This is a genomic window from Thioalkalivibrio sp. XN279, from assembly GCF_011089885.1.
Classification (GTDB): domain Bacteria; phylum Pseudomonadota; class Gammaproteobacteria; order Steroidobacterales; family XN24; genus XN24.
This window is the reverse complement of the sequence record NZ_JAANBD010000028.1, coordinates 520145-540555: the sequence shown is the minus strand read 5'-3', so window position 1 is coordinate 540555 and position 20411 is coordinate 520145. Positions and strand designations below refer to the sequence as shown.

At 71.1% G+C, this 20411-nt stretch carries 18 protein-coding genes; 5 read left to right on the top strand and 13 right to left on the bottom strand.

The genetic code is table 11. The features are described 5' to 3' along the window. Positions 1–6: 6 nt before the first annotated feature. Positions 7–690, bottom strand: coding sequence for a DUF924 family protein (locus G8346_RS12090; protein WP_166051556.1), 684 nt, complete (start codon positions 688–690; stop codon positions 7–9). Positions 691–771: 81 nt separating this feature from the next. Between G8346_RS12090 and G8346_RS12085 the strand changes: the two genes are divergently transcribed. From G8346_RS12085 to G8346_RS12075, 3 genes are all read left to right on the top strand, one after another. Then, positions 772–1266: a hypothetical protein gene (locus G8346_RS12085; protein ID WP_166051555.1), complete on the top strand. Its 495-nt coding sequence runs from the start codon at positions 772–774 to the stop codon at positions 1264–1266. Between the two features lie 168 nt (positions 1267–1434). Further along, positions 1435–5898, top strand: a complete 4464-nt coding sequence (gltB, locus tag G8346_RS12080; protein WP_166051552.1) for a glutamate synthase large subunit — start codon at positions 1435–1437, stop codon at positions 5896–5898. Between the two features lie 7 nt (positions 5899–5905). After that, positions 5906–7318, top strand: a complete 1413-nt coding sequence (locus G8346_RS12075; protein ID WP_166051550.1) for an FAD-dependent oxidoreductase — start codon at positions 5906–5908, stop codon at positions 7316–7318. Here G8346_RS12075 and G8346_RS12070 read toward each other — a convergent pair. The 7 genes from G8346_RS12070 to G8346_RS12040 all read right to left on the bottom strand — a co-directional run bounded on the left by G8346_RS12070 (position 7303) and on the right by G8346_RS12040 (position 15126). After that, the gene (locus G8346_RS12070) at positions 7303–8010 is read right to left on the bottom strand and encodes a hypothetical protein (RefSeq protein ID WP_166051548.1); all 708 of its coding nucleotides are present in this window, start codon (positions 8008–8010) and stop codon (positions 7303–7305) included. The two genes, G8346_RS12075 and G8346_RS12070, sit on opposite strands and share 16 nt — an antisense overlap. 37 nt (positions 8011–8047) lie before the next feature. Beyond that, positions 8048–8428, bottom strand: coding sequence for a DUF4345 family protein (locus G8346_RS12065; protein ID WP_166051546.1), 381 nt, complete (start codon positions 8426–8428; stop codon positions 8048–8050). A gap of 92 nt (positions 8429–8520) precedes the next feature. Continuing rightward, positions 8521–10467: an ATP-binding protein gene (locus tag G8346_RS12060; RefSeq protein ID WP_166051544.1), complete on the bottom strand. Its 1947-nt coding sequence runs from the start codon at positions 10465–10467 to the stop codon at positions 8521–8523. Beyond that, positions 10464–11168, bottom strand: a complete 705-nt coding sequence (gene pdsR, locus G8346_RS12055) for a proteobacterial dedicated sortase system response regulator (protein ID WP_166051542.1) — start codon at positions 11166–11168, stop codon at positions 10464–10466. Before pdsR ends, G8346_RS12060 begins: the two co-directional genes overlap by 4 nt. A 24-nt stretch (positions 11169–11192) precedes the next feature. Beyond that, positions 11193–11594: a VOC family protein gene (locus G8346_RS12050; RefSeq protein WP_166051539.1), complete on the bottom strand. Its 402-nt coding sequence runs from the start codon at positions 11592–11594 to the stop codon at positions 11193–11195. 72 nt (positions 11595–11666) lie between these two features. Beyond that, positions 11667–13949 (bottom strand): thiamine pyrophosphate-dependent enzyme, encoded by a 2283-nt coding sequence (locus tag G8346_RS12045; protein ID WP_370520623.1) that lies wholly within the window; start codon positions 13947–13949, stop codon positions 11667–11669. Continuing rightward, the gene (locus G8346_RS12040; RefSeq protein WP_166051538.1) at positions 13933–15126 is read right to left on the bottom strand and encodes an acyl-CoA dehydrogenase family protein; all 1194 of its coding nucleotides are present in this window, start codon (positions 15124–15126) and stop codon (positions 13933–13935) included. Before G8346_RS12040 ends, G8346_RS12045 begins: the two co-directional genes overlap by 17 nt. 6 nt (positions 15127–15132) lie before the next feature. Between G8346_RS12040 and G8346_RS12035 the strand changes: the two genes are divergently transcribed. Next, positions 15133–16467 (top strand): NADP-dependent malic enzyme, encoded by a 1335-nt coding sequence (locus G8346_RS12035; RefSeq protein WP_206202714.1) that lies wholly within the window; start codon positions 15133–15135, stop codon positions 16465–16467. Here G8346_RS12035 and G8346_RS15170 read toward each other — a convergent pair. Together G8346_RS15170 and G8346_RS12030 are read right to left on the bottom strand one after the other, a co-directional pair. Next, entirely contained in the window at positions 16461–16577 is a 117-nt protein-coding gene (locus G8346_RS15170) for a hypothetical protein (protein WP_370520646.1), read from the bottom strand. The genes G8346_RS12035 and G8346_RS15170 overlap by 7 nt on opposite strands. Positions 16578–16589: 12 nt before the next feature. Further along, on the bottom strand, positions 16590–16928 hold the full coding sequence (locus tag G8346_RS12030) for an Mpo1-like protein (RefSeq protein WP_206202713.1): 339 nt from the start codon (positions 16926–16928) through the stop codon (positions 16590–16592). A gap of 132 nt (positions 16929–17060) precedes the next feature. Here G8346_RS12030 and G8346_RS12025 point away from each other — a divergent pair, with 132 nt between their 5' ends. Then, complete coding sequence (locus tag G8346_RS12025; protein WP_206202712.1) at positions 17061–17720, top strand: OmpA family protein; 660 nt, start codon at positions 17061–17063, stop codon at positions 17718–17720. 16 nt (positions 17721–17736) lie between these two features. Here G8346_RS12025 and rpoH read toward each other — a convergent pair whose 3' ends face one another. From rpoH to ftsE, 3 genes are all read right to left on the bottom strand, one after another. Further along, positions 17737–18624, bottom strand: a complete 888-nt coding sequence (rpoH, locus tag G8346_RS12020; protein WP_166051534.1) for an RNA polymerase sigma factor RpoH — start codon at positions 18622–18624, stop codon at positions 17737–17739. A 70-nt stretch (positions 18625–18694) separates the two neighbouring features. After that, positions 18695–19750, bottom strand: a complete 1056-nt coding sequence (ftsX, locus tag G8346_RS12015) for a permease-like cell division protein FtsX (protein WP_166051532.1) — start codon at positions 19748–19750, stop codon at positions 18695–18697. After that, on the bottom strand, positions 19725–20411 hold the full coding sequence (gene ftsE, locus G8346_RS12010; RefSeq protein ID WP_166051530.1) for a cell division ATP-binding protein FtsE: 687 nt from the start codon (positions 20409–20411) through the stop codon (positions 19725–19727). The genes ftsX and ftsE overlap by 26 nt, the downstream gene beginning before the upstream one ends.

The following is a 20411-nucleotide window of genomic DNA, read 5'->3' as shown; positions in this document are numbered from 1 at the left end:
GCCCGGCTAGCCGGTGAGAACGTCCGGGCGCGCCGGGCTCACCGTGTCGGCGGGCTCCGTGGTGCCCGATGCGACGGCCTGGCCGAAGCGCTCGCCGCCGCCGGCCAGCCAGGCGGCCTCCTCGCTGGTGTCGCGCCGCCCCAGGATGGCGTTGCGGTGCGGGAAGCGGCCGAAGCGGGCGATGATGTCGCGGTGCTTCTGCGCGTACTTGCGGAAGCCGGCAAAGATCTCGCGATGCTGGGAGGCGACCTCGCGCTCGACCTGGAGGAAACGGTCCACCGCCAGTTCCTGGTCGTCCAGCGATTCGGCATGCTGCAGCGGCATGTAGAAGAACACGCGCTCGATGGGCGTCAGCTTGAGGTCCATCATGCGGCTGACGCCGTCCCGCATCAGGTAGCGTGCGCGCCCGTCGCGGCGGAACGCCTCGGCCGTGCCGCGGTAGATATTCCGGCGCATCTGGTCGAGCAGGATGAGCACCGCGAGGCGTCCGCGCGGAGTGCGGGTCCAGAAGTCCAGCTTGCCCTCGGAAGCGGCGGTGACCAGCTCGCCCCAGCGCTCGCGCATGTCCGCATCCCGCGCCGGATCCGCGCCGAACCAGAACGCCATGCGTCCGGGCGCCCGGGACGGGTCGCGCACCGTGTCGCCGAACCAGTAGTCCAGGATCTCGTCGGCGATGGACTGGTCGTGCATGGGTCGGGGTCCTCCTGCTTTCGCGGGCTGCGCGCCCAGTTTACGCTGGATGCCGGACAGGGGTGCAAGGCGCGAGCGACGATGCAGCACGAGCGTATGAACAGCCGGCCCGGGGCAGGGTCGCGAGCCATGGGCCTGGCAGCGCGGGCGGCGCTGCTGCTGGCGGCGCTGGCGATGACGGCCTGCGGCGGACCCGCGCCCGATCCCGAGGGTCGCCTCCGGGCGGCAATCGCGGCGGCCGAGGAAGCGGCGGAGGCGGGGGAGCACGCCGTACTCGCCGCGCTGGTGGCGCGCGACTACGCCGATGCTTCCGGGCGCGACCGTACGCGCATGGTGCTCACTATTCGGGGATTGCTGATGCGCTATCCGCGGCTGGAGCTCATCGTCAGCGTGCGGGAGATCGAGCTTCTTTCGCCGCAACTGGCGCGGGTCAGGCTCGACATTCTCACTGCGGGCCTCGGGCCGGCCGGGGTGTCGGCCGACGCCTTTCTGCTCGAGCTGTCGCTGCGTGACGAGGGCGATGGCTGGCAGGTGACCCGGGCGCGCTGGGGGCGCGAAGCGGCCGGCGGTATTTGACGTGCGGCACGCGGTCTGTTTTATATTCTGTGTTGCACTGCGCACAAAAACCGCAGTCGCATGAGCGCCTGAGCGAAAACAGGCACTTGCAAGAGCCGGGCCGGCACGGCACCGGAGTTCTTAACCCAGGGCAGCCCGCAAGGGGTCGGCCTAGCGCCGGAGGGAAGCGTGACCGTGTCTGTCGAGCAGGGCCTTTACCGACCGGCGTTCGAGCGCGACAGCTGCGGCTTCGGGCTCATCGCCAGCCTGGCGGGACGCGAGAGCCACTGGCTGGTCGCGACCGCCGTGGCTGCACTCGCTCGCCTCACGCATCGCGGCGCCGTGGCTGCGGACGGCAAGACCGGCGACGGCTGCGGGATCCTGTTTTCCACCCCGGAGCCCTTCCTGCGCGCCGTGGCCGCCGAGGCGGGCATCGAGACCGGCGCCCACTTCGCGGCTGGCATGGTATTCCTCGATCCGGACCCGCCGCGGGCCGCTGCCGCGCGCAACGTGATGCGCGCCTGCGTCGCGGCCGAGGGGCTGCGCCTCGACGGCTGGCGCACGGTGCCGGTGGAGCCCGACGCCTGCGGCGCCCAGGCGCGCAAGACGCTGCCGCTGATCCAGCAGGTTTTCGTCACCGCGCCTGAGCACATGACCGCCGACGTGTTCCGCCGCCGCCTGTTCGTGGCGCGGCGCCGCGCGGAGCAGAAGCTGGAGGGCGTGGACCCGGTGTTCTACGTCGCCAGCCTGTCCCCGGACACCCTGGCCTACAAGGGCATGGTGATGCCCGAGCAGCTGCCGCGTTTCTTTCCCGACCTCGCCGACCCGCGGCTGGAGGCGAAGATCTGCGTGTTTCACCAGCGCTTCTCCACCAACACTCTGCCGCAGTGGCGCCTGGCGCAGCCGTTCCGCTTCCTGGCGCACAACGGTGAGATCAACACCATCCAGGGCAACCGCAACTGGGCCCTGGCGCGGGCGCCGAAGTTCCGCTCCCAGGTGCTGCCGGAGCTGCAGCAGCTGGCGCCGCTGGTCTCCTTGAGCGGCTCGGACTCCTCCAGCCTGGACAACATGCTCGAGGTGCTGCTCGCCGGCGGCATGGACATGATGCAGGCGATCCGGCTGCTCATTCCGCCGGCCACCGTGGACGACACCGACTCGGACATCCGCGCCTTCTACGAGTACTACGGCATGCACCTCGAGCCCTGGGACGGGCCCGCGGGCATCGTCATGACGGACGGCCGCAATGCCGGCTGCATCCTGGATCGCAACGGGCTGCGCCCGGCGCGCTGGGTGGTGACGGACGACGATCATCTCACCATCGCCTCCGAAGTCGGGGTGTGGGACTACCGCCCGGACCAGGTGGTCGCCAAGGGCCGGCTCGGCCCGGGCGAGATGATCCTGGCCGACACCAGCAGCGGCAAGCTGATGGAGTGGCGCGAGATCGACGACGCGCTGGCCTCGCGCGCACCCTTCAAGGAATGGCTGCGGCGCGGCGTGCGCTACCTCGAGACCTCGCTGGTGGATCCGCAGCTCCTCTTGGAGCCGATGGGCCGCGAGCAGCTCGGGCACTACGAGAAAATGTTCGGCATCACCCGCGAGGAACGCGAGGAAGTGCTGCGCCCCCTGTGCCAGAACGAGGCCGAGGCCGTGGGCTCGATGGGCGACGACACGCCGCTGCCCTTCATGTCGCGCCGGGTGCGCTCGCTGTACGACTATTTCCGCCAGCAGTTCGCCCAGGTCACGAATCCACCCATCGACTCGCTGCGCGAGCGCGTGGTGATGTCGCTGGAGACCCAGATCGGCCGCGAGCAGAATCTGTTCGAGCCGCGGCCCGAGCACGCGCGGCGCATCGTCATCAACTCGCCGGTGCTGTCGCAACGCAAGTTCCGCCAGCTGCTGGCCGAGGACGACGCGGAGTACGGCCACGTCGTGCTCGACCTCAACCGGCCCGAGGCCGAGTCGCTGCAGGACGGGCTCGACGCACTGTGCGCGGCCGCGGAGGCGGCAGTGCGCGCCGGCAAGCTGATGATCGTGCTGAGCGACCGCGAGCTCGCGCCCGGCAAGGTGCCGATCCACGCCCTGCTGGCCACCGGCGCCGTGCACCACCACCTGGTGCGCGTCGGACTGCGCTGCGACTGCAACCTGCTGGTGGAGACCGGGACCGCGCGCGACCCGCACCACTTCGCCTGCCTCGTCGGCTACGGCGCCACGGCGGTCTACCCTTACCTCGCCTACGAGTGCCTGAACGACCTCGCCCGCACCAGCCGGCTGCGCGGCGGCCTCGAGAGCGGCCGGCAGCTGGGCCGCAGCTACCGGCGCGGCATCCGCAAGGGCCTGTTCAAGATCATGTCCAAGATGGGTATCTCCACCATCGCCAGCTACCGCGGCGCGTCGCTGTTCGAAGTCGTCGGCCTGCACGACGAGGTGATGGAGCGCTGCTTCCCCGGCAGTGTGTCGCGCATCCAGGGCGCGGATTTCACCGACCTGAAGTCTGACGCCATGACCCTGGCACAGCGCGCCTGGAACAGTCGCGTCGACGTGGAGCAGGGCGGCCTGCTGCGCTTCGTGCATGGCGGCGAGTACCACGCCTACAACCCGGACGTCATCGCCACCCTGCAGGCTGCGGTGCAGAGCGGTGACTACTCCGTCTACCAGGAGTACGCGCGCCTGGTGAACGACCGCCCGGCCATGGTCATCCGCGACCTGCTGGACGTGAAGCCGCTGGGGCCGCCGCTGCCGCTCGAGGAAGTGGAATCCGAGGAAGCCATCCTGGCGCGCTTCGACTCGGCCGGCATGAGCCTCGGCGCCCTTTCGCCCGAGGCGCACGAGGCGCTCGCCATCGCCATGAACCGTCTCGGCGGGCGCTCGAATTCGGGCGAGGGCGGCGAGGACCCGGTGCGCTACGGCACCGAGAAGGTGTCGAAGATCAAGCAGGTGGCGTCCGGGCGCTTCGGCGTCACGGCCGAGTACCTGGTCAACGCCGAGGTGCTGCAGATCAAGATCGCGCAGGGTGCGAAGCCGGGCGAAGGCGGGCAGCTGCCGGGGCACAAGGTCAACGAGATGATCGCCCGGCTGCGCTACGCGCGTCCCGGCGTCGGGCTGATCTCGCCGCCGCCGCACCACGACATCTATTCCATCGAGGACCTGGCGCAGCTGATCTTCGACCTCAAGCAGGTCAATCCGCAGGCGCTGGTGTCGGTGAAACTGGTGGCGCAGGCCGGCGTCGGCACCGTCGCGGCCGGCGTGACCAAGGCCTATGCCGACCTCATCACCATTTCCGGCTACGACGGCGGCACCGGCGCCAGCCCGCTGACCTCCACCAAGTACGCCGGCTCGCCGTGGGAGCTCGGCCTGGCAGAGACCCACCAGGTGCTGGTGCAGAACGAGCTCAGGCACCGCGTGCGCCTGCAGACCGACGGCGGCCTGAAGACCGGCCTCGACGTCATCAAGGCGGCGCTGCTCGGCGCCGAGAGCTTCGGCTTCGGCACCGCGCCGATGGTGGCGCTGGGCTGCAAGTACCTGCGCATCTGCCATCTCAACAACTGCGCCACCGGCGTGGCCACGCAGCACCCGATCCTGCGCGAGCGCCACTTCATCGGCCTGCCCGAGATGGTGATGAACTACTTCCGCTTCGTGGCGCGCGAGACCCGCGAGCTGCTGGCGGCGCTGGGTGCGCGCAGCATGGAAGAGCTGATCGGCCGCGCCGACCTGGCCGAGCCGCGCCCGGGCGAGACGCCGCGCCAGCGCCGTCTCGACCTCAAGCCGCTCCTCGACCCCGGCGGCCTGTCCGCGGCCGAGGCGCGCTTCTGCACCGAGCCGCGCAATCCGCCTTTCGACGAGGGGTTGCTGAATGAACGCATGGTGACGGAATGCCGCAACGCCATCGAAGAGCGGCGTGGCGGCACCTTCTTCTACGAGGTGAAGAACTTCCACCGCTCCATCGGCGCGCGCCTGTCGGGCGAGATCGCGCGGCGCTACGGCAATCTCGGCATGGCGGCGAACCCGCTGGCCATTCGCATGAAGGGCTCGGCGGGGCAGAGTTTCGGCGTGTGGAACGTCGGCGGGTTGCACCTCTATCTCGAGGGCGACGCCAACGACTACGTCGGCAAGGGCATGTCGGGCGGCCGGCTGGTGATCTACCCACCCACCGACAGCCGCTTCGAGGCGCGCAGCGCGCCCATCATGGGCAACACCTGTCTCTATGGCGCCACCGGCGGCGAGCTGTTCGCCGCGGGTACCGCCGGCGAACGTTTCGCGGTGCGCAACTCGGGCGCCGTGGCGGTGGTGGAAGGCTGCGGCGACCACGGCTGTGAATACATGACCGGCGGCGTGGCCGTGGTGCTGGGACGCACCGGTGTGAATTTCGGCGCCGGCCTCACCGGCGGCTTTGCCTACGTGCTCGACCTCGACCGGGATTTCGTCGACCGCTACAACCACGAGCTGATCGACATCCACCGCGTCACGCCGGAGACCATGGAGGCGCACCTGCATCACCTGCGCTGCCTGCTGGAAGAGCACGCGCGCGAGACGGGCAGCGCCTGGGGGCGCGAGATCCTCGACGACTTCCGCTCCTACCTGCCGAAGTTCTGGCTGGTGAAGCCGAAGGCGGCGGATCTCGAGAGCCTGATCGACTCGCTGCGGCGCGCTGCCTGAGGACGCCATGAGCCTGGAAAAGCCCCTTCGCTTCCTCGAGATTCCGCGCACCGACCCGAAGAAGACGCCGGCGCCGGAGCGCGTGCGTGACTACCGCGAGATCTACGGCCAGTACGACGCCGAGAATGCCAACCAGCAGGCCGGGCGCTGCCTCGACTGCGGCAACCCCTACTGCGAGTGGAAGTGCCCGGTGCACAACTACATCCCGAACTGGCTGAAGCTGGTCGAGGAAGGCAACCTGTTCGAGGCGGCTGAGCTGTGCCACCAGACCAACTCGCTGCCGGAAGTCTGCGGTCGCGTGTGTCCGCAGGACCGGCTGTGCGAGGGCGCCTGCACCCTGAACGACGGCTTCGGCGCGGTCACCATCGGCAGCATCGAGAAGTACATCACCGACGAGGCGGTGCGCCAGGGCTGGCGCCCGGACCTCTCGGGCGTGAAGCCGACCGGGCGCGAGGTGGCCATCATCGGCGCCGGGCCGGCCGGGCTCGCCGCGGCCGACGTGCTGGCACGCAACGGCGTGCGCCCGGTGGTCTACGACCGCTACCCGCGCATCGGTGGACTGCTCACTTTCGGCATCCCGCCCTTCAAGCTGGAGAAAGAGGTGGTGGAGACCCGGCGCATGCTGCTCGAGGGCATGGGCGTGGAGTTCGTGCTGGAGTGCGAGGTCGGGCGTGACGTGACGCTGGACCAGCTCCTGGCCGATTACGACGCCGTGTTCGTCGGCACCGGCGCCTACCGCTACGTCAAGGGCGGGTTGCCGGGCGAGGACCTGCCGGGCGTGCACGAGGCCCTGCCGTACCTGGTCACCAACATCAGGCGGGAGCTGGGCCTGATGGCGGAGGACGAGCCGTTCCTGTCTATGGCCGGCAAGCGCGTGGTGGTGCTGGGCGGCGGCGACACCGGCATGGACTGCAACCGCACTGCCATCCGCCAGGGTGCGCTGAGCGTCACGTGCGCCTACCGGCGCGACGAGGAGAACATGCCGGGCTCGCGGCGCGAGGTCGCGAACAGCCGCGAGGAAGGCGTGGAGTTCCTGTTCAACCGCCAGCCCATCGAGATCGTCGGCAACGGCGCGGCCGCGGGCGTGAAAGTGGTGCGCACGCGTCTCGGCGACAAGGGCCCGGGCGGCCGGCGCCGGCCGGAGCCGATTCCCGGCACCGAGGAAGTGCTGCCCGCCGACGCCGTGATCATCGCCTTCGGCTTTCGTCCCGACCCGCCGCAATGGCTCACCGGGGCCGGCGTCAACACCCACGCCGACGGGCGCCTGCAGGTCGATGTCGAAGGACGTTACCGCTACCAGACCACGCACCCGCAGATCTTCGCCGGGGGCGACAACGTGCGTGGCTCGGACCTGGTGGTGACCGCCGTGTGGGAGGGCCGCGAGGCGGCCAAGGGCATCCTCGCCTACCTCGGCATCTGAGGCGCGATCGCCGCGACCGGGAACTCGAGCGTAAAGCGTTCGGCCTTGAGCGCCAGGCGGACCCGCGCGTCCGCGAGTGCCGGGAACAGCGCTGGATCGCTGGCCAGGCGCGTCGCGCGCGCCAGGCGCACGCCGCCATGGGCGCCCGGCGCCAGCTCGAAGCGGCTGCCGGCGTGGTACTGCACGAGGCGGCGCATCGCGGCCGGCAGCAGGCCGGCGCGTGCCGGCAGGCGAGGTCCGTGCGCCTTCAGCTCGAGCTCAGCGACCTTGCGCCCGTCGACGCTGGCGTGCAGCTGTTCCGCGCCGTCCGCCTGCTGCCGGCTGAAATCGGCCCGGTCCTTGGGAATGCCCCAGTTCCGCCGGCCGTTCACCACGCTGTCCCAGGTGCTGACGTAGATCCGCGTCACCGACCAGGCGTGCCGCCCGTCGGCCAGCGTGAAGCGCCCGGGAATGTAAAGCAACTCGCGGTATGGCCCGGCGGGCGATGCGGCGTAGTCGACGAACATCACGATCGCGGGGCCGCCGAGCGGGCGGTCGCGCAGTGCGGGCGGGAGGTGGCGCGGGTCGTGGCGCACCGCCTGCGGCAGCTCCAGCAAAAGGATCCAGCCGTCGCCCGCCAGTCGCCACGGCGCCGGCGCTGCGGGCGCGTCGGGCAGCTCGCTGTCGGGGGTGAGCAGGCGCCAGTCGCTCAACTCGTGCGCCCCTGCGTGCCTGGTCGGGACGCCGGGCTCAGGTGGATGGGCTGGTGCGCCGGGCGAACAGGAAGGCGACCACGACGAACGCGGCTTCCATGAGCATCACCAGCGGCACGATGCCGGTGGGCATGCCGTCGGAGGCGAGCGCCACCAGTCGCCCGCCGAGGTAGCCGAGGTTCATCAGGAATACCAGCCACAGCCCGTAGCGGAACCAGTCCTGGTTACCGGCGGACCAGAGCAGGAACAGTCCCACCGCCACGTTCAGGCCACCGTGGCTGCCGTGCAGGTCGGACATGGCATTCACGGCGGACAGGTCCACGCCGAGGTAAGCCAGGCTGGTGGTCGGAGAGAGCAGGACCCAGAGCCCGTAGCCGAGGTAAAGCACGCCGCAGAGGTACAGGAAAGCGCGGTTCATGATGGACGCTCCGGGTACTGGCTGGTGCGCCCACTATAGCCCGCCGGCGGTCGCCGCGCATACGTGGTCGCCCGCATCCGGCGGCCCGCTGTTCAGCCGCTCCCGCCCGGGGCCGGGGCCGGAAAATCCATGTAGAAACAGGCGCCGGCGTCCTGCGGCAGGTTCATCGCGCCGGCGCGGCCGCCATGGCGCTCGGCCACCAGGCGGACGATGTAGAGCCCGAGACCCAGGTGCGGCGCACGGTCGCCGGTACGCAGCGACACCAGCGACTGGAACAGCTGTGCCGGCGACCCGGGCGGGAGACGACTGCCGGTGTTGCTCACGGACAGGCGCCAGGCCGAGCCGCGGCGCTCCAGCGCCAGCCGGATGGTGGATCCCGCGGGGGCGAAGTCCGCCGCATTGTCGACCAGCTTGTCGAGCGCCTGGGCGACCAGCTCGGGCGCGCCATCGATCAGGCAGGCGCCCGCCGGTCGCTCGAACGCGAACGCCAGCGCCGGGTGCAGCTCGCGATAGGCCCCGGTCATGTCCTCCACTTGCGCCGCCAGGTCGAAGGGCTCGGTTTCCGCTGCGGCGATGGCGCGTTCCATCTGGCGGGCCGCGGCCAGCGCGTTGACCAGCATGCTCATGCGCTCCACGCCCTCGCGGGCGCGGCCGAGCCAGGGCCCGGGCGCGCCCGGCTCCGCCTCGAGATTGTCCAGCGAGGTCCGTACCACGGCGAGCGGCGTGCGCAACTCGTGCGCCAGGCGACCGCCCAGGCCCTGCAGGTAGAGGTTGTGGTCGCGCACCTTGCCGAGCAGGCCGTCCAGCTGGCGCGCCAGGTCGCCCAGCTCGTCCGGCGCCGCAGTGCCCGGCAGCGCGGCCACGACTTCGCCGCGCCGGCCCACCGCGCGGCCGGCGGCGTCGCGCAGGCGCCGGATGCGCCACGACAGCCACGCCGCATAGCCGACCAGCAGCAGCGCCGCGCCGAAACTGGCGAGCAGGCTGGCGGCGAACAGCCGGCGCGTCGGCTCACGGGTCAGGGCCAGAATCTCGGCAGTGTCCCGTTCCACCGCCACCAGCAATGCAGGTTGCGCACCGCCGCCGACCGGCGCGGCCGCGGCGAGCAGGCGCCGCCCGTCGCGGATATAGCTGCGGGCGTCGACTGCGCCGAGCGCAGCCAGCTCGATGTGCCGTCCGGCGAGCTGCCCCGGCCGCGCGGCCGGCAGCCGGTCGACTTCGAGTTCCGCGCCCAGCGCCAGGCGGAAGATGCGCTCCATCCAGCCGTCGCGGCCTCCGCCGCCTTCCGGCGGTCCCGCGGCATGCTGCGCCAGGATGAAGCCGGCGCGATCAGCCAGGTAGGCGCGCGAGCCCGGCGGCGCCAGGTCGTCGAGCACGGCCTGCGCCGCGGGCGCGGGCCCGGTCAGCCAGCCGGGCCGGCCGACGAAGGTCTGCGCGAGCACCGCGCCGTCGGGCCCCAGGACACGGAGCCCGAGGCGACCTTGCAACAGGCTCGAGGGCACGCGCGCCTCCAGCTGCCAGCCGTCGCTGGTCGCTTGCCACGCGCCACGGCTGCGTGGGTCGGCCGCGCCGCTGAGCGCGCGCGGCAGCACGCTGCCCGGCGCATCCAGCGGGAATTCCAGCACGCTGTCGAGGCCGTGCAGCAACAGGCGCTGCGGCGGCCGCGAGCCTCGCGTCGCCGCGAAAACGTAGGTGAACTGGCCATGCCTGCCCACCGCCAGTCGCAGCCCGCCGACGGCCTCGACGAGCTCGCCCGGCGGGCGCCAGTCCTCGACGAACCCGTCCAGCGTCGGCGCCGACGCCAGGGGATGGACGTAGAGGTCGGCGTCGTCCGTCCGCCGCGGCGCCCAGCGTTGCGGGTCCGGCGCGATGTCGCGCGTGGCGGGCGCCAGCGCTGCGCCCAGCAGCCGTGCTGTCGCCGCCACCGCTTCGGCTTCGCCGCTGCGCAGCGCAGACTCGACCTCGCGGGCGTACTGGCAACCCGCCCAGGGCAACAGCAGCGTGAAGGAGCCGACCAGCAACAGCTGGCCCGCCAGCCTCATGACGCGGCGCCGTCGCGCCAGCGATAGCCCAGGCCGTAAACCGTCTGGATGGCGTCGAAGCCTGCGTCGATTGCAGCGAACTTGCGCCGGATACGTTTCACATGAGACGTGATGGTGGCGTCGTCCAGCACCACCCGGGCGGCGTCCATCAGTTGCTGGCGGTTCTTCACGTGGCCGGGATGGCGCGCGAGGGCGTGCACGATCCAGAACTCCGTCAGTGTCAGGCCGGGGTCGTGGCCGTTCCAGCGAGCCTCGAGCCGGTCGGTGTCCAGCTCCAGACTGCCACGGCGCACCAGCCCGTCCTGGCCGCCGGCCGGGTCGCCCAGCACGTCCAGCCGCCGGAACAGCGCCGCAACGCGGGCCAGCAGGTGCGGCAGGCTGATGTCCTTGGTGAGGTAATCGTCGGCCCCGAGCCGCAGCCCCGACACGGCGTCGAAGTCGCTGTCGCGCGCGGTGAGGAAGATCAGCGGCAGGCGCGGGGCGCGGGCACGCAGCTCACGGCACAGCTCGAAGCCGCCTTCAGGTTCGTCGCCCAGGCTGACGTCGATCAGCACCAGGTCCGGCAGGCGCGCGCCGAAGGCGTCGAGCGCCTCGCGGCGCCCGGCATGGGTGCTGACGCGGTAGCCTTCACGCCGGAAGGCATCCGCGTAGTTCTCGCGGATGGCCGCCTCGTCCTCGACGATCGCGATATGCCGGCTCACCCGTCCAGGTTTCCTGCGGCGGCCTCAGCGCGGCCCGCGACGCCATTGCGTGAGGCCGAGCGTGTTGCCCTCGCTGTCGCGGAAGAACGCCAGCCAGAACTCGTGCTCGTCCTCGCGGTGCGCGACGAAAGGTTCGCGCAGCACGTCCACGCCGAGCGCCTGCAACGCGGCGAACTCGCTGTCGATGTCCGTGCAGTCGAAGTACAGGATGGAGCCCGGATGATCGAACTCCGGCGCGGACGGCACGGCCAGCATGATGCGCACCGAGCCGGCCAGCACGAAGGCCATGCCCTCGTGGCGCGACAGCAGCTCGAGGCCGAGCGTGTGATGGTAGAACTCGATGGCCCGGTCGAGGTCGCGGGCACGCATGGAGACCTGCGAGATGCCGGAAAGGGTGAGCCGGGGAAGGTCTGCGGTTGCCTGCATGTCGTGGCCGTCGAAGTGCTCAAAAACCGGAGTTTACCCCCGGCGCGCCGCCGATGCCCGCGCGGTCGGTCTTCAATCCCGCAGCAGCGCCTCGAGCGCCTGCGCGATACCGTTTTCCGACACCAGCACGGTGTCCGCCGCGGGGCCGAGGGGAATGTAGGTGTCCTCGCCCGTGACGCGCGCCTTGCGCAGGCCGGGCGGGCCCTGTTCGTCGAGCAACGTGAACAGTTCCTCGGCGATACCGCCCGTGCGCCGCCCCTCGTCCACCACCAGCACGGCCTGCGCGCGCCCGGCCTCGGCAATGATCGCCGCGGCGTTGAGCGGCTTCAGCCAGCGCAGGTCCAGCACGCGCACGCGCGGTTCCCGTTCCGGTCCCAGCGCCCGCGCCGCGCGCAGCGACATGCGCACGCCGTTGCCGTAGGTGATCACCAGCACGGCCGGGTCCTCGGCGCCGTAGCTCCGCGGGGCGCCGACGGGCACGAACTCGCCTGGCGCCGGGTAGGGGAATAGCCAGCCGCCGTCCTTCTCCGCGTACAGGTCCTTGGTCATGTACAGCGCGATGGGCTCGAGGAACAGCACCACGCGGCCGTCCACCCGCGCCAGCGCCGCGGCCGTGCGCAGCATGCCGGCCGCATCGTCGCCTCGCGACGGGCAGGCCACCACCAGGCCCGGGATGTCGCGCAGCGCGGCGAAGGAATTGTCGTTGTGGAAGTGGCCGCCGAAGCCTTTCTGGTACGCCAGGCCGGCGACGCGGATGACCATGGGGTTGGCCCATTGCCCGCGCGAAAAGAACTGCAGCGAGCAGGCCTCGCCGCGCACCTGGTCGCAGGCGTTGTGGAAGTAGGCGAGATACTGGATCTCGGGCAAGGGCAGCAGTCCCATGTAGGCCGCGCCCTGTGCCATGCCGAGGATGGTGGTCTCGTCGAGCAGGGTGTTGAACACGCGGTTGCCGCGGAAGGTGGCGGCCAGGCCCGCGGTGACGGTGTACACGCCGCCCTTGCGCGCCACGTCCTCGCCGAACAGCGTCATTTCCGGGTATTTCGCCATCAGGTCGTGCAGCGCGCGGTTGATCTGCAGCGACAGGTGGCGCGGCGGCCCGGCTTCGGGCAGCTTGCCGTCGCCGCCGAAGGCCGCCGCACGTGCCCCGGCGTCGGCGCTGCGCCCGGCCTCTGCATGCACCGCGTCGGCATGCAGCGGCGCCAGCGGCGTCACGACCTCGGCGGCGGATTCCAGCCGCGGTCGTTGCGCCGCACGCGCCGCAGCATCGGCAACGCGCGCGCGCGTCTCCTCGTACAGCGCCAGCACTTCTTGCGGCGTCATGCAGCCGCTCTCCACCGCGAGGTGCGCCGCGGCGAGCAGCGGGTCGCGCGCCTCGTTGGCCTCGATGGCGGCGAGCTCCATGTAGTCGCCTTCCCAGTCGGTGCCTGCATGGCCGAGGAGGCGCGGCACCTTGAGGTGCAGGAAGGTCGGCCGGCGGCGCCGCCGGCAGTGCTCGACTGCACGCGCCGCCATCTCGAAGCTCTCACCCGGCACGGTGCCGTCGGCGGCGAAGTAGTCCAGGCCCTCGCGGCGCGCGAAGCTGGCCTCGATCCAGCCGGCCGGGGTGCGCACCGAGATGCCGATGCCGTTGTCCTCGCACACGAACAGCAGTGGCACCGGGAGGCGCTGGTAGGCGGCCCACTGCGCCGCATTGAAGCCCGCCAGCGCGGTGGCGTGGTTCGCCGAGGCGTCGCCGAAGCTGCATAGGACGATGCTGTCGGCGGGCACCGGCAGGGGACGCTGCAGGCGCTTGGCCTGCTCCAGGCCGATGGCGGTGCCCACGGCCTTGGGCAGGTGGCTGGCGATGGTCGACGTCTGCGGCAGCACCCACAGCTTGCGGTCGCTGCCCCACACCTTGTGCCGTCCGCCGGACACCGGCTCCTCGCTGCTCGCGGCCAGCGACAGGCAGGTCTCGTACACCGGGTCCTTGTCGGGGTCCTTCGCCAGGCGCGCCATCATGAAGCCGCCGGAGCGGTAGTGCAGGAAGGCGGGGTCGGTTTCCCGCGTCAGGAAGCCGAGCACCGCGTTGGCCTCGTGGCCCGAGCTGCCTATGGTGTAGAAGCCCTCGTTGCGCGCGCGCATCTCGCGCGCCTGCAGGTCGAGATGGCGCGACTGCAACTGGTAGCGGAAGACCTCGAGGAACTCGGCCGCGGTGAGACGGCTGCCCGGGGCGATGGTGTCGTGCGCCGCCGGGCGCGCGCGCCCGGGGACTGCGAGGCCGCGCACGCAAGCCGTGAAGTTCGCATCGACGACCGCGGCGCGGTTCAGCCCGCGCGCAGCTTTCTTGGCCAGCGCGGCCTCAGAAGGCGTTGACACCCGTCAGCTCCCGCCCGACCACGAGCTCGTGGATGGTTTCCGTGCCCTCGTAGGTGATGACGCTCTCGAGGTTCAGCATGTGGCGGATGGGACAGTACTCGGCGCTGATGCCGGCGCCGCCGAGGATGTCGCGCGCGTCCCGCGCGATGTCCAGCGCCATGCGCACGTTGTTCCATTTCGCCAGCGACACCTGCGCCGGCTTCATCGCGCCCGCGTCCTTGAGGCGGCCGAGCTGCAGCGACAGCAGCTGCGCGGTGGTGATGCGCCGCGCCATGTCGGCGAGGCGGCGCTGCACGGTCTGGGTGTGTGAGACGGGGCGGTTGAACAGCTCGCGGTCGTTGGCGTAGTCGATGGACTCGCGCAGGCAGGCCTGGGCGGCGCCGATGGCGCCCCAGGTGATGCCGTAGCGCGCCTGGGTGAGGCAGTTCAGCGGGCCCTTCAGGCCGACCACGCCGGGCAGCATGTTCTCCTGCGGCACGCGCACATTGTCGAAGAACAGCGAGGAGGTCACCGAGGCGCGCAGCGAGAACTTGCGATGGATCTCGGGGGCGTCGAAGCCGGGCGTGCCTTTTTCCACCAGGAAGCCGCGCAGGCCGTCCTCGGTCATGGCCCACACCACGGCGACATCGGCGACGCTGCCGTTGGTGATCCACATCTTGGCGCCGTTGATCACCCAGTCGCCGCCGTCGCGCTTCGCGTGCGTCTTCATGTTGCCGGGGTCGGAGCCCCCGTGCGGCTCGGTGAGGCCGAAGCAGCCGATGGCCTCGCCGGCGGCGAGCGCCGGCAGCCAGCGCTGTTTCTGCTCCTCGCTGCCGTAGGCGTGGATCGGCCACATGACGAGGCTGGACTGCACCGAGACGAAGCTGCGGATGCCCGAGTCGCCGCGCTCCAGCTCCTGGCAGATGAGACCGTAGGAGACGCCGTTCAGGCCGGCACAGCCGTAGCCCTCCAGCGACGAGCCGAGCAGGCCGAGCGCAGCAATCTCCGGCACCAGCTCGGCCGGGAAGCGGTGCTCCTCGAAGCACTCGCGGATGATCGGCAGCACCTTCTCGTCGGTGAAGCGCGCGACGGTGTCCTTCACCATCTGCTCGTCCTCGCTGAGCAGGCTGCGGACGTCGTAGAAGTCGAGGGGATTGACGGCACTCACGCTGGAATCTCCGGGCTGGCAGGCGCCCATTCTATAATGCGCGCCATGAAGATACCCGAGATCCTGCTGGTCGAATCCGAGCGCCGCCCGGGCAGCCTGGCGAGCATCCTGGCCGTGATCGGCGAGGAGGGCCTGGTGGTGGAGCACCTCGCCGCGGTGCGCCGCGACCAGGACCGCACGGTGTGGGAGATCACGCTGGAGATGGAGGCCAGCGCGGGGCCGCGGCTGCAGCAGCGCATCGACGCCCTGCCGACCGCCCGCCTGCTCGGCCGCTCCGACCGGGTGTTCAACCGGCATCGCGGCGGCAAGATCCGCACCGTCAGCGCGCTCGACATCGGCAGCCTGCAGATCCTGCGCGACGTCTACACGCCCGGCGTGGCACGCGTGTGCCTGGCCATCCGCGACGAGCCGGCGCTGGCGCGCGAGTTCACCGCCATCGCACGCACCGTGGCCATCGTCACCAACGGCACCGCCGTGCTCGGCCTCGGCGACATCGGCCCGCTGGCGGGGCTGCCGGTCATGGAGGGCAAGGCCGCGCTGATGGCGGGGCTGGCCGGGCTGTCCGGCGTGCCCATCCTGGTGGACGAGAAGGATCCGCAGAAGCTCGCCGCCGTGGTGGCGGCCATCGCGCCCTCGTTCGGCGCCATCCAGCTCGAAGACATCGCCGCGCCGGCGTGCTTCGAGGTCGAGGATACGCTGCGCGCCCGGCTCGACATCCCGGTGCTGCACGACGACCAGCACGGCACGGCCGTGGTCGCCCTGGCGGCGGTGCGCAATGCCGGGCGCCAGGCCGGGCAGCGGCTGTCCCAGAGCGTCGTCGGCCAGGTGGGCCTGGGCGCCGCGGGCATCGGCATCGCACGGTTGCTGCTCTCGCGCGGCACGCCGCGCATCCTCGGCGCCGACCTGGACCCCGCGGCGCTGGAGCGCTTCGCCGCGCTGGGCGGTGAGCCGGCCGAGCTGGCTCGCGTCATGGCCGAGGCCGACATCGTCATCGCCACCACCGGCGTGCGCGGCCTGCTCAAGCCCGCCATGGTGCGCCCCGGCCAGGTCATCCTGGCGCTGTCCAACCCGGACCCCGAGATCGAGCCGACCGACGCCCTCGCGGCCGGGGCGTCTTTTGCCGCGGACGGCAAGAGCATCAACAACGTGCTGGGCTTTCCGGGCCTGTTCCGCGGCGCCCTGGAAGCCGGCGCGCGCCGCTTCACCGACCAGATGCTCGTCGCAGCCGCCGAGACCATCGCCGACCATGCCGGCGAGCACGAGCTGGTGCCGGAGCCGCTGGACGCGCGCGTGCACGATGCCGTGAGCCGCGCCGTCGCGCAGGCGGCGCGGGACTCAGGCGCGTGCGCGGAACGGGGCGGGACTCAGTAACGCAGCCCGGCGCCGCGGTACGCCGCCGCCAGCAGCCACAGCGGGCCGATCATCAGGAACTGCAGGTCCTTGAAGAATGAGGGTTTCTTGCCCTCGACGTGATGGCCGATGAACTGGCCGATCTAGGCCACCACGAAGATCGCCAGCGAGAGCACCCACAGCGGGGTGGCCAGTCGATCCAGCGCGGCCGTCGCGAGCAGCAGCAGCGCCAACCCTGCTGCGGCGCCGATACCCAGCGGCACCGAGAGGATGAAGTAGTACACTACAGCTGCCATGGCAAACAGCACGGCCCAGTTCATCGCCGGCGAGATGGCGCCGAAAGCCTCCGGCACCGGCAACGACCACAGCAGGCCGATGACGCTGAGCACGATGGCCGGCACGCAGACCCAGTGGATCCGCTTGTTGACCGGGTTCTGGTGGCTCTCGCCGTACTCGGCCAGCCACTGGTGGATGCTGCGCATCGGTGTCCTCCAGGCAATTCCGGAACGCGCGCCGGGCGCGACGGTCTGAGAAACTAACACAAGCCGCTTCCGGCGGGACCCGGCCCGGCAGCGCAAAAACAGGAACCAGGGAGAATCATCATGACTTCCCGCATGCAGCGTTTAATGCTCACCGCCGTCGCCGCCGCCCTGGTGGCCGGCTGCCAGACCATCGACCCCTACACCGGCGAGGAGAAGACCGCGAGCGCCACCAAGGGCGCCGCCATCGGCGCCGGGGCCGGGGCGCTGCTGGGCATCCTCACGGGCGACGACTCCAAGGAACGGCGCAAGCGCGCCCTGATCGGCGCCGGCGTCGGCGCGCTGGCCGGCGGCGCGGTGGGCAACTACATGGACCAGCAGGAAGCCGAGCTGCGGCGCCAACTGGAAGGCACCGGGGTCGGTGTGACGCGCGTGGGCGACGAGATCGTGCTCAACATGCCCGGCAACATCACCTTCGAGACCGACAGCTCGGACCTCAAGCCGCAGTTCTTCGGCGTGCTCGACTCGGTGGCGCTGGTGGCGCTGAAGTTCGACAAGACAGTCGTCGAGGTCACGGGTCACACGGACAGCACGGGCAGCGCGGCTTACAACCAGACCCTCTCGGAGCAGCGGGCGGCCACGGTGGCGACTTACCTGAACAACCGTGGCATCGATCGCCAGCGCATCCTCGCTTTTGGTCGCGGCCTGACGCAGCCGATCGCGGACAATACGACCGCGCAAGGTCGGGCACTGAACCGGCGGGTGGAAATCCGGCTGTCGCCGATTACGGGCTGAGCGCGCCCCGGAAGGGCTAGGCTGACCAGGCGGCGCTGGAGCCGGCCAGCGCGGCGCGCAGCTTCTTCATCGCCGCCGCCTCGAGCTGGCGGATGCGCTCGGCCGAGACGCCGTACTCTGCGGCCAGTTCCTGCAAGGTCGCCTTCTGCTCACTGAGCCAGCGCCGTTGCAGGATGGCGCGCCCGCGCTCGTCGAGGTCGGCGAGGGCGGCGCCCAGCGCCTCGGTGGCGTTGTCTTCCCAGTCGTCCCGGGCGACCAGCTCGGCGGGATCCGCATCGGGCGCCGGCAGGAAATGCGCCGGGCTGCCGATGCGTTCCTCGTCGTCGGCGTCGGGCGCCGGGTCCAGCGCCATGTCGCGCGCCGCCAGGCGCTGTTCCATCTCGTTGACTTCGGCCGGGGTCACGCCCAGGTCCTCCGCCACGGCGCGGGTCTCCTCCGCGGAGAGCCAGCCCAGGCGCTGCTTGGCCTTGCGCAGGTTGAAGAACAGCTTGCGCTGCGCCTTGGTGGTGGCGACCTTGACCAGGCGCCAGTTGCGCAGCACGAACTCGTGGATTTCGGCGCGGATCCAGTGCACGGCGAAGGACACCAGGCGCACGCCCACGCTGGGATCGAAGCGCTTCACGGCCTTCATCAGGCCGATATTGCCTTCCTGCACCAGGTCGCCGAGGGGCAGCCCGTAGCCGTTGTAGCCGCGCGCGATGTGCACCACGAAGCGCAGGTGCGACAGCACCAGCTGGCGGGCGGCGTCGAGGTCGTTGTCGCGCCGGAAGCGCCAGGCCAGCTCGGTTTCATCTTCCGCGCTGAGCACGGGCACGCTGGACACCGCGTTGATGTAGGCGTCCAGGTTGCCGACCGGGACGGCCAGCATCATTCCATCATGTCGTGCGACGAGCGCTGAGCTCATGCATTTCCTCCCATAGCGGCCGAATTTTAGCACTCGAGCGGTTAGAGTGCTAAGCGGCGCCGGGGTTCCCCTACAGGCCGGGCTCGACCCGGCGCAGGTGGCGCGTAGCCGACACCCAGGCGCCGAGCCAGCCGAGACCCGCGCCGAGCAGCAACAACGCCAGCGCACCCGTGCCGCCGAGGCCGCCCGGGCGGAATCCGGAGCCGTACAGCCCGGCCAGGCGCGCCACCGGGTCCGACAGCGTCCAGAGCCCGAGCTGCACGATGGCCAGCGCCACCAGGGCGCCGCCGAGGCCGTACCAGGTGCCGCCGTAGAGCAGCGGCCGGCGGATGAAGCCGTCCGTGCCGCCGATGAGCTTCATGACCTCGATTTCCGCACGACGGTTCTGGATGTCCAGGCGGATGGTGTTGCCGACGATCACCAGCACGCCCACGGCGAGCAGCACGCCGGCGAGCGTGGCGAGGCGCCGCGCGATGTCCAGCATGGCGAACAGGCGGCGCACCCAGTCGGCGTCGGCCTGCACCAGGTCCGCTTCCGGCAGCGCACGCAGGCGCTCGGCCATGGCCTCGATCGCCTCCGGAGAGTCGTGATCGGGCGCGGGCCGCACGGTGATCAAGTGTGGCAGCGGGTTGTGCTCGAGTGCGCCGAGGGCATCTCCCAGCCCGGACTCGGCGCGGAAAGTCACCAGCGCCTCTGCGGCCGTGATGAGCCCGGTGGCGGCGACCTCGTCCCACGCCTCGATGTCGGCGGCGAGGGACCGGACCTGCGCCTCCGGCTGTCCCGGCTCGAGGTAGACCGACAGCTCGACGCCCTGCTCCCAGTGTCCCGACAGGCCCTGCAGGTTGTTCACCAGCAGGTACAGGCTCGCCGGCAGGGCCAGGGCGATGCCGATCACGGCCAGCGTCATGGCGGTGGCGACAGGCTGCTCCGCCAGCCGGCCGAGGGAGCCGACCAGCGTCTGGACGTGCAGGCGCACCCAGCTGCGCAGCAGCCCGGGGCCGCGCCAGCGCGGCCACTTGAGCGCCGGTCGCGGCAGGCGCAGGGCGGACAGGCGGGCCAGCAGCGGCTGCCGCCCGCGCTTTGGCCCGCCCTTGCGGGCCCTAGGCCGGGGCGCCCGGGAAGGCATGATCCAGGTCCTCGACGAGGCGTCCGTCGCCCAGCGCGATGCGGCGATGGCCCATGCGCTCGAGCAGCGCCAGGTCGTGGCTGGCGACGAGCACCGTGGTGCCGACGCGGTTGAGGCGCGCGAACAGGTACATGATCTCCAGCGACAGGTCGGGATCCAGGTTCCCGGTCGGCTCGTCGGCGATGAGCAGGGGCGGGCGGGCGGCGATGGCGCGCGCGATGCCGACGCGCTGCTGCTCACCCTGGGAGAGCATGACCGGCGGCAGGCCTTCCTTGCCGAGCAGCCCGACCTGGTCCAGCGCTGCGCGCACGCGCCGGCCGGTTTCGCGCGACCCGGTGCCGGCGATCACCAGCGGCAGCGCCACGTTGTCGAACACCGTGCGATCCGCCAGCAGCTTGTGGTCCTGGAACACCATGCCGATGTGGCGCCTGAAGGCCGGCACCTGGCGCCGCGAGATGCCGCCGGTGTTGCGCCCGCCGATCAGCACCTGGCCGCGCGTGGGCCGCTCGATGCAGGCGACCAGTTTCAGCAGCGTGCTCTTGCCGGCGCCGGAGTGGCCGGTGAGAAACGCCATCTCGCCCTCGGCGACGCGGAAGCTCAAGTCGCGCAGCGCGTCGCGCCCGCCCGGGTAGCGCTTGTACACCTGCTCGAAGCGGATCAT

Bases quoted from the DNA above. Each gene is read 5' to 3' on its own strand.
- G8346_RS12040 (WP_166051538.1), bottom strand. From the start codon at position 15,126: ATGGGCGCCTGCCAGCCCGGAGATTCCAGCGTGAGTGCCGTCAATCCC.
- G8346_RS12090 (WP_166051556.1), bottom strand. From the start codon at position 690: ATGCACGACCAGTCCATCGCCGACGAGATCCTGGACTACTGGTTCGGC.
- rpoH (WP_166051534.1), bottom strand. From the start codon at position 18,624: ATGAGCTCAGCGCTCGTCGCACGACATGATGGAATGATGCTGGCCGTC.
- G8346_RS12030 (WP_206202713.1), bottom strand. From the start codon at position 16,928: ATGCGCAGCATCCACCAGTGGCTGGCCGAGTACGGCGAGAGCCACCAG.
- G8346_RS12060 (WP_166051544.1), bottom strand. From the start codon at position 10,467: ATGAGGCTGGCGGGCCAGCTGTTGCTGGTCGGCTCCTTCACGCTGCTG.
- G8346_RS12025 (WP_206202712.1), top strand. From the start codon at position 17,061: ATGCAGCGTTTAATGCTCACCGCCGTCGCCGCCGCCCTGGTGGCCGGC.
- ftsX (WP_166051532.1), bottom strand. From the start codon at position 19,750: ATGCCTTCCCGGGCGCCCCGGCCTAGGGCCCGCAAGGGCGGGCCAAAG.
- G8346_RS12065 (WP_166051546.1), bottom strand. From the start codon at position 8,428: ATGAACCGCGCTTTCCTGTACCTCTGCGGCGTGCTTTACCTCGGCTAC.
- G8346_RS12085 (WP_166051555.1), top strand. From the start codon at position 772: ATGCAGCACGAGCGTATGAACAGCCGGCCCGGGGCAGGGTCGCGAGCC.
- G8346_RS12035 (WP_206202714.1), top strand. From the start codon at position 15,133: ATGCGCGCCATGAAGATACCCGAGATCCTGCTGGTCGAATCCGAGCGC.
- G8346_RS12050 (WP_166051539.1), bottom strand. From the start codon at position 11,594: ATGCAGGCAACCGCAGACCTTCCCCGGCTCACCCTTTCCGGCATCTCG.
- ftsE (WP_166051530.1), bottom strand. From the start codon at position 20,411: ATGATCCGCTTCGAGCAGGTGTACAAGCGCTACCCGGGCGGGCGCGAC.
- G8346_RS12075 (WP_166051550.1), top strand. From the start codon at position 5,906: ATGAGCCTGGAAAAGCCCCTTCGCTTCCTCGAGATTCCGCGCACCGAC.